We start from the raw sequence: 14,690 nt of genomic DNA on the forward strand, positions 1-14,690 counted from the left end.
TCATGAAAAAATATATAATCCCGTTTACGTTCGCGCTGCTGGCAATGCTGCAGTGGAGCTGCGAAGACATGCTGGACGTAGATCCGCCCAGTGAATTAAAAGAAGAAGATGTGCTGACCGACAACGGCATACGCTCGCTGCTATTCTCGGCGTACCGCGAAGTGCAGGTGTCCACCCCGTCGCGCTGGCTTATCCAGATCGGCGAAGTAACGACCGATGTCGCCTACAACACCGACGGCGGCGAAAACCTGCAAATGGCGCAGCTGATCAATTTCACCTGGGACCCCACACTGGCCACGCTGCAAGACGACAACTGGGCACCGTTCTACCGCAGCATCCGCAACGTGAACTTGCTGCTCGACCTGCTGCCGCGGAGCCAATCCAGCGAGGCGAACAAGGCATTGTTTGCTGCCGAGGGTCACATGCTGCGCGGCTATGCCTTCGCACATCTGTACAGTCTGTTTGGCTCTGTGCCGCTGCGCAACTGGCGCCCCGCACCGGGCGAGTCGGTGCAGCTGGCGCGCGCGAGCGACGAAGAGATACAAAGCTTTATCGAGGCGGAATTGCTGGCCGCCATTCCCGACCTGCCGGATCCCGGTAAGGAACAGGCCTTCGGCCGGGCCAACAAAGGCATGGCCTGGGCAATCCTGGCGAAGTTTTATCTCAATACACGCCAGTGGCAAAAGGCGGCTGACGCCGCACAAGAAGTCATTGGCTTCGGATACTATGACCTGTTCGATGATTTCGAAACAATGTTCCGCGTAGAGAACGAAGGTAATCGCGAAATGATCATGGTCATTCCCTGCCTCAACGTGGACGGCTACGGCAACTGGTGGCAAGCCGGCGCCATGCCAAACAATTTCCGTTCGTCGCCTGACAACCCGTATTGGGTGTGGAAAAATACCATGGCGATCTTTGCTACCCAGTACAGACTGCGCTCGGCCTTCGTCAACACGTTTGACTTTGCGAAGGACGTACGCGCCCGGTTGATCCTTCGCTCCTTTGTCAATGCCGATGGCGCCACGGTGAATCTGGCCGCGCAGACAGACAACTGCCGGTCGCTGAAATACTTCGACCCCGCCACGGTGGGCAACAACAGCGGCAACGATGTTCCCGTCATTCGCTATGCCGACATACTCCTGACGCGCGCCGAAGCCATGAACGAGCTCGATGGTCCCTCGCAAGACGCGCTCGACCTGATCAACGAGGTGCGTACGCGCGCCGGGCTGGATGACATCACGCTGGCGGAAGCGGTTGACAAAGAGACGCTGCGCAATTTCATCCTGCGCGAGCGTGGCTGGGAGTTTGTATCGGAAGCGAAGCGTCGCGAAGACCTGCTGCGCCATGATAAGTTTATTTTATCGGCGCAAGGCCGCGGAGCCGCCGCGACCGACAAACACAAGCTGTTCCCTTTCCCGCAAAGCGAGCGCGACAGCAACCCGATCAGCGGTCAGAACCCGGGCTATGAAGTAACACAATAACACACCAGAAACCGGTACTACCAATAATGTACTATATTGGTAGTACCGGTTTCTTTATTAAACAACCATTAGCATCATGAAAAGACAGACAATTCTCGTTCTCGCCCTTGTATTTACTGTGGCTGCTGCAATGGCCCAGGACAAAAAATGGACCGCGCAAAAAGCCAATGACTGGTATGCCAAACAAGGCTGGATCAGCGGCTGTAACTATCAACCCAATTCGGCCATCAACCAACTCGAAATGTTTCAGAAGGAAACATTCGACAAAGTTGCCATCGACCGCGAGCTGAAGTGGGCCTCTGATTTGGGCTTCACGACCATGCGCGTGTTCCTGCACCATATTCTGTGGACAACCGATAAAGAAGGTTTTAAAAAACGTCTGAATGAATACCTGGCGATCTCGTCCAAGCATGGTATCAAAACCATGTTTGTATTCTTCGACGATTGCTGGAACGATACCTATGCGCCCGGCAAACAACCCGAGCCGAAGCCCGGCGTGCACAACTCCGGCTGGGTACGCGACCCCGGCACGATGATCTATACCCACCCCGACACACTGGTGGTGCTGGAGAAATATGTAAAAGACATTCTGACGACGTTCGCGAAGGACGACCGCATTCTGTTGTGGGATCTTTATAACGAACCCGGCAACAATCAACAACATGAAAAGAGCCTGCCGCTGCTGAAGAGCGTATTTGCATGGGCACGTGCGGTGAATCCGTCGCAGCCGCTGTCGGCCGGCGTGTGGAACTGGGGCCCGAAGTTTGCAGAGCTGAATGAGTTTCAACTGCAAAACTCGGATGTGATTACATATCACCAGTATGGCTATATCGAAAAACATGCTGCCTTGATTGACGATCTGAAGAAAAACGGCCGGCCGTTGATTTGCACAGAGTATATGGCGCGCCGCAATGGCAGCCTCTTCCAGGTGATTATGCCGATGTTGAAAGAGAAGAATGTCGGTGCCATTAACTGGGGTTTTATCTCGGGTAAGACAAATACGATTTTTGCGTGGGATACGCCGATTCCGTCGGGCAATGAGCCGGAGCTCTGGTTCCATGATATTCTGCGGAAGGATGGGACGCCGTACAGCCCTTCGGAGATACAAGTGATCAAGGCTGTTAACGCGAAGAGCAAAAAGAAATAAGGTTTGGTTAAGATGCCCAAGGGGCAGGACAGTGTGAGCGTGCGCGCGAGAGCGAACACGAGCGCACTGTTTTTCTTCGCTCTCGCGCGCACACTGTTTTTGTCGGCATCTGGCGCAAGTTTAGGCGCGCAGCGCGGAACGTGTGACTCCAACTGCCGACAGTCTTAGACTGCCGGGAAACCTGGGAGAAAGTTGATCTGGCACAATGTAAAATAATTCCAACATAGGAAAATGAAGTATAAAAAACTCACTTGTCTAATGTTGTCAGTCGCCCTTCTTAGCGGCTGCTCCAACGTACAAACTACCAACAACGCTGCCACCAAAACAGACGACCGCCCGAACATCATTCTTATCCTGGCCGATGATTTAGGCTACTCTGACCTCGGCTGCTACGGCGGCGAGATTCAAACTCCTAACCTCGATTATCTGGCGCAGAACGGCGTTCGCTTTACATCGTTCTATAATACTTCGCGTTGTTGCCCTTCGCGCGCGGCGTTGCTGACGGGGATTTCGAACCATCAGGCGGGTATTGGCGAAATGACGACCGATCGTCATGCGCCGGGCTACCGTGGGTATATTACCGAGAATACTATTACGGTGGCGGAAGCACTCAAACGTGGGGGCTATCGTACGGCTATGGCGGGTAAGTGGCATGTGTCGAATACCATTGAGCAGCCTACGAAAGAAGCGCAGAACCGGTGGCTGAACCACCAGGAGAGCCATCCGCTGTTTTCGCCAATCGAACAATATCCTACTAACCGGGGCTTTGAAAAATATTATGGCAACATCTTCGGTGTTGTTGACTTCTTCGATCCTTTCAGTTTAGTACATGGTACCACACCGGTCGAGTCGGTACCGAAAAATTATTATCATACGGATGCGCTCAACGATACGGTCGCGAGCTATATCCGGTCCTATGAAAAAGGAAAAGATCCTTTCTTTATATACCTGGCGCATACCGCACCGCATTGGCCATTGCACGCGTTGCCGGAAGATATTCGTAAGTATGAGAATACATACACCGCCGGATGGGATGCCATTCGGGACGCGCGGTATAAGCGCATGGTCAACCTTGGTTTGATCGATCCCAAGACTGCGCCATTGTCACCGCGTATGACAAAGGACAAACAGCGGTGGGAGGATAATCCCAACCAGAAGTGGGACGCACACGCCATGGCGGTGCACGCTGCGATGGTGGATCGTATGGACCAGGGCATCGGCCGTATTCTAACGGCACTGCGCGAGACCCATCAACTCGACAATACCATCATTTTGTTCCTGAGCGATAACGGCGCCAGCCCGGAGATCTGTGAGCGTTATGGTCCGGGTTTTGATCGCCCGGGGCAGACACGTACCGGGGAGACCATTGTGTACCCGTTGAAGAAGGAAGTGTTGCCGGGTCCGGAAACGACATTTGCGTCGATCGGTCCGGTGTGGGCGAATGTGGCCAACACGCCGTATCAGTATGCGAAGGCTGAATCTTACGAGGGAGGTGTACGTACGCCGATGATTGCTTTCTGGCCGAAAGGTATTTCTGCTGCGCAAAAAGGTAAGTTCAATAAAACGGTGGCTCACCTGACGGACTTCATGCCGACTTTTCTACAACTGGCAAAAGCAGAGTATCCGGCGCAATACGACAACCGCACGATCACCCCGATGCAAGGCACCAGCCTGCTCACGGCGCTGACACAGGGCACGGAGAAGACTGACCGTACATTGTATAATGAGCACTTCAACGCGCGCTACGTGCGCAACGGTGATTGGAAGCTGGTGTCAACGGCGCGCGATACTACGTGGCACTTGTACAAGATTAAAGAAGATCAAACGGAATTGAATGACCTGGCGGCACAACAGCCGGCCAAGGTGCAAGAGCTTGCGGCCCAATGGCAACAATGGGCGCGAACGCATCAAGTGTATCCGAAACCAAAGTAGGAGGTAGAGCTTGATAGGGTAAGGGGAGAGGGATGTGCCAACGTCCGTCTCCTTTTTTATGTACCCGATGTTGCTGCTTGCAGCGTTAATCCTGTGCGCATAAGCATGCGGTCGAACAGATGTTTTTCGTCCAGGTCGAGGTTGGTATAATTGGCTTCGAGAAATGCGCGGTATTTGTCGCGTGTAATCAGGTCGCCTTTACGGTGGCATGCCAGCAACATATAGATCGCGGCGGAAAGCGTGGCGCTGTTGACGAACTCAAAGTCCATCGATTGGAGGAGGTTAGGTACGCCTTCGCCGATCTTGCCTTTCTCTACCAGCACGGCGCCACGTGTGCCGCGAAAGTTTACATCGCCGGGGATGGCTTGTACCGCCAGTGCGGAGTGTACGTCGGCTTGCTCGATGTCGTCCACGACGAGGTAGGTCCAGGCCAGCAGATTGTAGAGCAGGCCGGTATAGGGCTTGAAGGCTTTCTCGTGCAGGTGGTCGCGTAAGGACAGGGATAGTTTCAGGCTTGCGTCGAACTGCCCTGTTTTAAGGAGCAAGTGCGCGTGCGTCAGTTGTTGCGTGTGTTCTGTGGGATGCAGCTCCAGGTAGGCCTTGAGAAGCGTTAGCGCCTGCGCATATTCTTTGGCTTCGGTAAGACGGTGGATGTCGTAGAGCGCATCGGCATCGGCGTTGAACTTCACCTCCTTTTGAGGAATAAACGGCAGCTTTAACAAATACAGGCCGTCGGTGGGAACACGGCGTCCTTGTACGTTGGTCATAAAGGGGACTAAGCTCCAGATGGCGATGAGTGCGTTGGTAACAATGATGATGGAAGAAAGGTCTACGTAAAAGTAGGTCTCGTGTGGCCAAAGTGGCGGACCTGATAGTACACGAAATATCGCCGCTACGAGCAGGTTGCCCAGCACACCACCTGCCACGTAGAGTGCGTAGCGAAGTTTCAGGTGACTGCCGGTGGTAAAGGATGCGTGCGCATAGCCGCCGCGGAAATTCTTGTGTACGATGAAGGCTACACCGAAAAACTGACGGCGGTATACTTCATGAACGCCCATGCCCAGTACCAGCCGCATAGGCTTGCCACCCGCGATGCGGGCAAACACCAGGTGGCCGGCTTCGTGTATGATGAGGGCGAGCCGGAGTGCCAGCACATAGATGCCAAAGTATACCAATGCATTGGGTACCATCGGACTCTCGGGAACGAGGGGACCGGCAGCCAATCCCAGGGCCACACACGCCAGGGCGTAGGGGGGAAGGAGCGTAAAGAAAAGTCGCGCGCTCATAGTCAGGTAGGGTTCCGGCAAAGGTACGCCAATTCATCCGCTGACCGGCCCGGAGGTAAGCTTTCCCCCTTTTTTGCACGGTTTGTGAATTGGGCAGGCCTGTCTATGGCGGCCAAAGGCGGGGTATTCCCCGAGTATTCTCCGTGTTGAGTCCGAGTATAGTCCGAGATAAGCCCGTTCTAAAAGGACGGAGACAAGCCGGTGTTTATTCGCATACAGCCCCGCCTGAAACGGCACTAGGAGGCGGTCCGCTCGATGGTTCCTCGAATTTTCCTAATTATCGCTATTTTGAGACCTCAATCCCCCAACGCATGCATATTGGCAAACGCTATAGTTTAAAAGAATTTGTGATGTGGAGTCGTCGCGACATCTACAAATGCCTTTTCATCGCCGTCGTCCCCACGCTTTTTTATTGTTACGCGGGTTGGACGTTCATAGGTATTTCGTGGATGCCCGTTGCGATGCTCGGTACTGCGGTAGCCTTTATCGTCGGTTTTAAGAACAACGCCAGCTACAATCGGCTCTGGGAAGCCCGGCAGATTTACGGCGCGATCATCAACGACAGCCGGGCCTTTGCGGTGAAAGCCCGTGACTTCGCGGGCGGTAAAACAAATCCGTCTGTACGCCTGCTGTTCAACCGGCACTTTGCGTGGCTTACGTTTTTACGGTATCAGCTACGCGATCCCCGTCCGTGGGAGATTATGGACGAGGTGCGCTACAAAGAGTATATGAAAGGCGCCTATTCCATTCCTGAACGGAACGAGCCGCTGGAAGCGACTGTGCAAGAGTTTTTAAGTCCGGAAGAGCTCCAGTATTTGCTGGGCAAGAAGAATCGTGCCTCGCAGACGCTCGCCTTGCAGTCTGAGTCGATTGCGGCCCTGCACCAACAGGGGGTGCTCAATGACTTTCAACAGCTGCAGTTGCAGGCCAGCATTACAGCCTTATATGAACAGCAGGGTAAGGCGGAACGGATCAAGAATTTTCCCTACCCGCGCAACTTCTCCTCTATCACCACCTACCTGCTGCACTTATTTGTGATCTTGCTGCCTTTCGGTTTACTAAAAGAATTCGCGCACCTGGGCGACGGTACTGTGATCGAGGGTTATACCATTCATTTTATTATTCCCTTTACGACCATCGTAGGCTGGGCCTTTGTAACCCTGGATGCGGTGGGTGATAGCTCTATCAACCCTTTTGAAGGCAGCCCGAACGATGTACCCATTACCCAGATCAGCCGGATGATTGAGACGGACCTGAAAGAGATGCTCGATGATACCCAGCTTCCGGCGCCGGTGGTACCGGTGCATAACATTGTGCTGTAAGCGCCAAGGGTTATTCGTAGATGCGCCAAGGACCCGGTAAATCTCAAAAATAATCTTAATACACGAAGGGGTAAAATACGGGAACCGCGCTTTTACTAGTGTTACAACGATTGAACGCTAGCTAAAATGAACTACTCCGAATTTTCTTCTGACGACTTTATTAAGGATGATCATTTCCAGCAATGGGTATTGTCGCCGGATGAGGCCAATAGTAGATTTTGGGAGGATTTCATCCGGCAGCATCCGTACAAGCAAGCCGAGGTGCAGGAAGCACGGCAGTTTTTGTTGCTATTTCATTTTCGTGAAAGCGACGTTTTTCAATCACGTATCTCCAGCCTGAAGAAAAGGATCGATGCTGAAATCGACCAAACGGAGCGTCATGCTATACAGGAAACACCCCCTGCCGGGGTTTTAGATCTTCCACAAAAAGGTGACGTCAGGGTGAGCGCATTCCGGCGGTATTGGTATGCCGCGGCGGCGGTTACGCTTGTTATGCTCGCGACCGCACTCTATTTCTTAAATCCGACAGTTCAAAAACAAGTCACGGCCCGGGGCCATCGCACGTTCGTCACCCTGGACGACGGAACAAAAATATGGTTGAATGCCGAGAGCCGGTTAACCTATCCTAAAAGTTTCCGCGGGGAAGAAACACGCGAAGTGCAGCTGGAAGGCGAAGCCTATTTCGACGTCGCCGAGAATAAACAAAAGCCTTTTATTGTTCACACCTCCGACATCCGCATTAAGGTGCTGGGCACATCGTTCAACGTCAAATCGTACGGAAAAGATAGAACGATTCAAACCACACTCATCAAGGGAAAAGTTACGATAGAATCTTCCGTGGATTCGGCAAAGCTTACCCTGATGCCGAATCAGCAAGCGGTTTTTGAGAAAGAATCTAAAATACTTTTTCTGGAACATAAAGACGAAGCTGCCGACTATACCTCCTGGCGGGACGGCCAGCTATTATTTGATGATCGCCCGTTGTCCGACATTGTAAATGAGCTGGAGCGTTGGTTTAATGTCACCATCGAAGTGGAAGATCACGCATCATTGAACTGCCACTTTTCTGCCAAAGTCGACAACAAAACGTTAGAACAAGTCCTCGAGCTGTTTAAGGATGCTGAAGGCATTGACTATAGAATCGACGGCGCGAAAGTTCTTATACTCGGAAAACTGTGTAACTGATACCAAACAACCAACACTCACCGGATGCTATAACGAAGAAAGAAACATACCTAAAAAAGAATCGGAAGGTGTTCGAGCACCCTCCGACCTTACGTGAGGTGCCACCAGGTGACACCTCGCCAGATTAATAAAAATGGAATCTTACTAATCAACTTTCGAAGTTATGAAAAAAACTTTACGGAATGAAAGTCCCGAGCCCTATTGGCAATACACAGGCATTCAAGTAATTACACGTATGGTGGCCTTTTTAATTGCTTCTCTCAGTCTTTTTCAGCTACAGGCAGCCGATACCGTGCATAAAAGCGAACGCATTACGGTATCCTTTGATCAGACCGCCTTGAAAGAGGCTATCACCCTGCTGGAAAATAAAACACCCTATCGCTTTTTCTACAACCATCGCCTGATTGATGATTCTAAAAAGATCACCGCCAGGCTTGTGAATGTTCCCATACGGGTCGCTGTCTCCGCGTTACTGAAGGGTATCGAAGTCGATTTTAAAATTAAGGGTGATCAAATCATTCTGAAGAAGAAACGAGCAGAACTGGTATTACAAACATCGTCCGGCACCCTTACGCTTGTGGCGGCGGGCGAAGCAGACAACACTGCTGAGACTACGATTGATAATTTTGTTCGGTATGAATTAACCGTATCGGGCCAGGTTTTCGCGGAGAATAGTGACCCTCTTCCCGGTGTCAGTGTGCTGATAAAAGGTACTACCGTGGGTACCGTTACAGACCAGGATGGTAACTACACGTTGCGTATTCCGGATGAGTTTGCGGCGACTGGCATTTTGGTGTTTTCGTTTATTGGTTATGCGCGTCAGGAAGTAACGGTCAATAATAAAACGGTTATCGATCTTACCATGACTCCGGATGTATCGTCTCTGGAGGAGATTTTAGTGATTGGCTACGGCACGCAAAAGCGGGAGACAGTGACCGGGTCGGTATCTGCTGTGACCAGCAAAGATCTGGAAAGTGTACACGCCGTCACGACCAGTTCGATGCTGGCGGGTAAACTTCCGGGTTTGTCCTTCCGACAGGTAGATGGACGTCCCGGATCGAGCGCGTCGATTCAGATTCGTAACATGGGCAGTCCGTTGTTTGTCATCGATGGCATTCAAAAAGATGAAGGACAATTCAATAACATTTCCCCCAACGACATCGAGAGTCTGACGATTTTAAAAGACGCTTCGGCTTCGGTCTATGGATCACGGGCCGCCAACGGCGTTGTCATTGTTACGACCAAAAAAGGAAAAACAGGCAGTGGCAATACCTTTAGTGTGGATGCCTACACGGGGTGGCAGAACTGGACGCGCTTTCCGGAAACGGTCAACGCGGGGGATTGGTACACGGCCAAAGTAGAAGCCGATGTGAATGATGGAAAGCCCGCGGCTGATATTATGTCCCGCGAAGAATTGAGCAAATGGCAGGCCGGCACGGAGAAGGGATACCGGAGCTTTGATTGGTATAAGTATATTATTAAAGGGAATGCGCCCCAATCTTCTGTTACGATGAGCGCCACGGGTGGCTCGGATAAGATCAATTATTACTTTTCACTCGGGCGGGTAAAACAATCTTCTGTATTAGGCAGAGAATATACATTCGAGCGTACCAACATTCAAACCAACATTGGCGCGCAAATTACGAACCGGTTTAAGCTCAGCACCCAAATCAACGGGCGTATCGAGACCCGCGATCAGCCCGGCATTCCGGGGGAAGATGATTATTGGTTACCGCGTTTTGCCTTGTTCCGCAATCGACCTTTCGAACGTCCCTTTGCCAATGATAACCCCGACTATCCCAATCACATTCAGAACGACGAGACCAATTTTGCCTGGTTGAATAAAAAGGACGCGGGGTATTGGACAGAAGATTGGCGGGTACTACAGCTCAATTTCACCGGCGAGTATGAAACACCCATCAAAGGGCTAAAAGCGAAGGGTGTTTATTCGTATTATTATGCCGATCGCCTGATGAATGGCCACGAATATACGTACGACACCTATACGTACGAGGAGGCAACCGATACGTATGCCCGCACCGGCGGGAGTACCAACCCCTGGCGGGAGCGGGGCACACGAAAGGTACTCGAGACGGTCGTACAGGGCCAGCTGGATTATAATCACACCTTCAACGGTAGCCATACACTGTCAGCGACTTTTGTGGCCGAGCGCATTAACAGACGCAATTTAGAAACATGGGTCCATTCGGTGCCCAAGACCAATGAATTGCCGATTCTGTTGTTTAACGATATGGATACCTACAATGATATCGATTATGAAGAGGCTCGCATTGGTTACGTCGGCCGCCTGTCGTATGACTATCAGGGAAAGTATCTTCTGGAAGTAGCCGGCAGACGCGATGCGTCGTGGAAATTTGCGCCGGGTAAACGCTGGGGCGTATTCCCCGCTGTTTCGGCCGGATGGCGCATCAGTGAAGAAGCGTTCTATAAAAATTTTACGCCGCTATCCAATACACTGAGTGAGGTCAAAATAAGAGCATCGCATGGACTGTTAGGGGATGACAATATTCCCATTGGCTCGTTCGATTATCTTTCCGGCTATCGCTATCCTGCGTCCACGGCCATTCTGGACATGATCAGAACCGGTGGCCAGGTTATCAATTCAACGACTGTTAAAACGGCCTACGATGTTCAGGGCGACGGACGACCGATCACCAACATCTCCTGGTTAGAAAGTCGCATGACGGATGTCGGTATCGACTATGGACTTTTAAATGGAAAAATAACGGGTGCGTTAGATTACTTCTATCGTAAACGCACGGGGTTGTTTCAACGGAAGGAAGATGTGTTGATGCCGCGTGAGCTGGGGTATGACTTGGCGCCCGAGAATTTACGAAGCGATGCGTATGTCGGCGGCGAGGCATCGTTGGCATATTCGGGTATTGTTCGCGGTGTTAGTTTCTCCGTCGGTGGAAATGTTTCGTACTCGCGCTTAAAACAACTAACCGGCTATAAACCTGAATTAAACTGGGGCAATTCCTGGGATCATTATAGAAACACCGGCGCCGCGACCAATCGGTGGGCGGATGCTCTCTGGGGCCTCGATGCTATCGGTCAGTTTACCTCACAAGAACAGATCGCGAGTTATCCGGTCGATATTGACGGACAGGGTAATAAAACCTTGTTGCCGGGTGACTTGATCTACAAGGATATCAACACCGACGGTGTGATCAATGGTTATGACGAGCGGCCGATCGGCTACTCCCGTACGAATAACCCCACGGTCAATTACGGCCTGTTTATCACACTCAACTGGAAGAATTTTGATTTCCGTGCGGACTTCTCCGGTGGTTCAATGTTCTCGAACGTCCGGCGTTGGGAGATGGCCGTGCCCTTCCAGAATGGCGGCAATTTGTTACAGGAACTGTATGAAGACCACTGGCGCCGCGAAGACCCCTATGATCCGAACAGCCGCTGGATCCCCGGCAAATACCCTACGATGCGGTATGCCAACGGCGACCACAGTAATTATCGGATCTCCGATTTTTGGGTGACCAACGTCCGGTACTTACGACTGCGCACCATGGAGGTGGGTTACTCCCTGCCCAAGACCTTGTTGGAGAAAGTAAAATTGAAAAGAGCCCGGGTATATGTCAATACGTTCAATTTGTTCTCTATTGACAATGTGGGCAAATATGGTATGGAACCTGAGGTGGCCAATGAAAACGGACTGCAGTATCCACAACACAAGCTGGTTAATATTGGTGTTAACGTATCATTCTAACGGCATCTGATTATGAAAAAGATATTTATACTGACTTCGGCCCTGGTATTGCTGGTAAGCTGGTCGTGTAACGACGAGGCATTTCTCAACAAACAACCGAACGATCTGTTAAACGATGAAGAGGTTTGGAAGAATCGTGACCTGGTGGTATTGGCATTAGGTGATTTATACAATCGATTCCCGGACTATCAGACGATCGAGAATTGGGGAGAGTTCGCCAATTTTGATGAGGCCTTTGCCAGCCGCGATTATGGCCGGCATCAGAATAATGATTGGGGTTTTGGCGATTGGGGCTATTGGGATTATAGCTATATCCGTGCGCTCAACAGTTTTATTAAACGCTGCACCGACGCTACCGCACTGACCGAAGAAGATCGGCAAACCTTTTTAGCAGAAGCGCGTGTGCTGCGTGCCGCAGTGTATTTTGAAGAGGTGAAGCGTATGGGCGGTGTACCGTTGATATTAGAGCCACTCACCTATGACTATTCCGGTGACCCTACCTCCCTGCAATTTCCCCGCGCGAAAGAGTCTGATGTGTATGACTTTGTCATCAGCGAGCTGGATGACGTGAAAGATAAATTGGTTGATCCAAATGTCGGCGGCGGTAGAATATACTCCCGCGCAACAAAGGGTCTTGTATTAGCCATGAAAGCCCGGGCCGCGCTATATGCGGCGTCTATTGCCAAATATGGCGTGACGACACCGTCGGAAACAACCGCAGGCGGCGAAGCGGGAATTCCCACCGGCATGGCAAATGGGTATTATGAAAAAGCCCTGGCGGCAGCGCAGGAATTGATTGGCACGGGCTGGTATTCACTCTACAAAAAGAACACCGACCTTCGCGAAAATTTCGTGAACCTCTTCCTGGATAAATCTAATAATACGGAAGTAATTTTTGTCGAGGATTTTAAGCTGAAAGACAAAGCGCATGGTTTTACCACCAACAATCAACCCATCGATCAAACCGAAGAGCCCGGCGATTCCGGTTGGTTAAACCCGACGCTCAACCTCGTGCAATCTTTTGAAAAACTGGATAACACATTTGCACCGCTGGCGATCGGTACGCCCGGCAACTACGTCTACTACGATAACATAACCGATCTATATGAAGATCGTGATGCCCGCCTGTGGGCGACCGTCATGCTGCCCGGCACGCAGTTTAAAGGGCGCACGGTTGACATCTGGGCGGGGTATATGTTGGCCGATAATACTATTATCACCTCCGGTGCGCTGGGTGGCCAGGCTACGTTGCCCGGACAAAGCGTGGCAGAACAGGTCGTTGGTAAGAATGGCCCGATCGATCAGGTGGAGAAAAGCGCGCAGACAGGCTACTACGTCCGTAAATTTTTGGATCCATCCATCGGATCGGGTCAACGCGGCATTGGCAGCGCCGTGTGGTGGGTTCGTTATCGGTATGCCGAAGTATTGCTGAATGCCGCAGAAGCTGCGTTCGAGCTGGGACAGCCCGAAGTGGCCGCCGGGTATATGAACGAAGTCAGACAACGGGCTGGTTTTACGATCGATTTGGCACCGGGCGAAATAACCTTCGATCGTATTGTGCACGAACGTAAAGTAGAGTTGGCCTTTGAAGGACATCAGTTGTGGGATCTGAAACGTTGGCGTCTGGCGCATAAAGTCTGGGATGGTCAAAACATAGGATTGACGACAAACCCGGGCAAGGCAGACGAATCCAGCACAAAGCCCTATGGTCTGTGGCCGTATAAAGTGTATGATCCGGGCAATGCCAACGACGGTAAGTGGATCTTTAAAGTCGTAATTCCGGGCAAGGCCATTGGCGTTGATCGATTCCGGTTGCGGAACTATTACTCCGAAATCAACAGTGACATCTTAAGCCGTAATCCTAAACTTGTTCAAAATCCCTAGCTTCTATGAAAATGATAAGAATATATAGTGTACTATCCATAGCGGTTTTAATCCTGGGCTCGTGCGCGTTTGATAATTACGACGCCCCGGAATCGAAATTAGAGGGTCAGCTCGTCTATCAGGGCACTCCCCTGAACCTGGACGCGCGCAATGTGTACATGGAATTATGGGAACCCGGCTGGGAGAAGAAAAACAAAATTGACGTGCACGTGAATCAGAACGGCGCTTTTTCCGCGTTGCTTTTTAACGGCGATTACAAACTGTTCATTCGTCGCAATTCCGTTCCCTTTATGGCACCGCACAATGATCAAACCAACTCCGATACCATCCTGGTGGAAATACGCGGTAATAAAAAAGTCGACATCGATGTCATACCGTATTATCTGGTAAAAAATGCTTCCATTACAAATTCAGAGAACACAGTCAACGCTACTTTTGGCATTGAAAAAGTCATCACGGACGCCAATCAAAAAGATGTTGAACGGGTAACGCTGTATATCAACAAAGGCAATTTGGTGAGCGCCGATATGAAGATTGGAGAAGCGTCGCTCAACGGTGGGGATATTGCAGATCCCAATGCTATCCTCTTAACCACCCAAATTCCGGATATGACGCCTGCACAATCGTACGTGTACGCGCGCGTTGGAATTAAGTTGGCAGGGGTGGATTATTTAATCTATTCAGAAATTCAAAAAATCGATTTCTAAT

The 14,690-nt window shown here is 51.1% G+C and carries 9 protein-coding genes; 8 read left to right on the top strand and 1 reads right to left on the bottom strand.

From position 1 onward, the window contains the following. Positions 1-2 precede the first annotated feature (2 nt). The 3 genes from KK062_RS22175 to KK062_RS22185 all read left to right on the top strand — a co-directional run bounded on the left by KK062_RS22175 (position 3) and on the right by KK062_RS22185 (position 4,560). Positions 3-1,481 carry a RagB/SusD family nutrient uptake outer membrane protein gene (locus tag KK062_RS22175; RefSeq protein WP_254086548.1) on the top strand — a complete coding sequence of 493 codons (1,479 nt, stop codon included), beginning with the start codon at positions 3-5 and terminating at the stop codon, positions 1,479-1,481. A gap of 76 nt (positions 1,482-1,557) precedes the next feature. Next, entirely contained in the window at positions 1,558-2,628 is a 1,071-nt protein-coding gene (locus KK062_RS22180; protein ID WP_254086549.1) for a cellulase family glycosylhydrolase, read from the top strand. Positions 2,629-2,886: 258 nt separating this feature from the next. After that, a complete protein-coding gene (locus KK062_RS22185) occupies positions 2,887-4,560 on the top strand; it encodes an arylsulfatase (protein ID WP_254086550.1) in 1,674 nt (557 codons plus the stop codon). Positions 4,561-4,616: 56 nt separating this feature from the next. On the opposite strand, the gene KK062_RS22190 is transcribed toward KK062_RS22185, so the two are convergent. Further along, positions 4,617-5,846, bottom strand: a complete 1,230-nt coding sequence (locus KK062_RS22190; RefSeq protein WP_254086551.1) for a zinc metalloprotease — start codon at positions 5,844-5,846, stop codon at positions 4,617-4,619. A 311-nt stretch (positions 5,847-6,157) separates the two neighbouring features. Between KK062_RS22190 and KK062_RS22195 the strand changes: the two genes are divergently transcribed. The 5 genes from KK062_RS22195 (at position 6,158) to KK062_RS22215 (ending at position 14,689) form a co-directional block, all read left to right on the top strand. Continuing rightward, a complete protein-coding gene (locus KK062_RS22195; RefSeq protein ID WP_254086552.1) occupies positions 6,158-7,168 on the top strand; it encodes a bestrophin family protein in 1,011 nt (336 codons plus the stop codon). Between the two features lie 126 nt (positions 7,169-7,294). Continuing rightward, positions 7,295-8,353 (top strand): FecR family protein, encoded by a 1,059-nt coding sequence (locus KK062_RS22200; RefSeq protein ID WP_254086553.1) that lies wholly within the window; start codon positions 7,295-7,297, stop codon positions 8,351-8,353. A gap of 163 nt (positions 8,354-8,516) precedes the next feature. Then, on the top strand, positions 8,517-12,098 hold the full coding sequence (locus KK062_RS22205) for a TonB-dependent receptor (protein WP_254086554.1): 3,582 nt from the start codon (positions 8,517-8,519) through the stop codon (positions 12,096-12,098). Positions 12,099-12,110: 12 nt separating this feature from the next. Further along, positions 12,111-13,982: a RagB/SusD family nutrient uptake outer membrane protein gene (locus KK062_RS22210; protein ID WP_254086555.1), complete on the top strand. Its 1,872-nt coding sequence runs from the start codon at positions 12,111-12,113 to the stop codon at positions 13,980-13,982. 5 nt (positions 13,983-13,987) lie between these two features. Further along, positions 13,988-14,689 (top strand): DUF3823 domain-containing protein, encoded by a 702-nt coding sequence (locus tag KK062_RS22215; RefSeq protein WP_254086556.1) that lies wholly within the window; start codon positions 13,988-13,990, stop codon positions 14,687-14,689. The last annotated feature ends 1 nt before the right edge of the window (position 14,690 follow it).

This window comes from Dawidia cretensis, assembly GCF_018598175.1.
In the GTDB taxonomy this organism is placed as follows: Bacteria; Bacteroidota; Bacteroidia; order Cytophagales; family Cyclobacteriaceae; genus Ohtaekwangia; species Ohtaekwangia cretensis.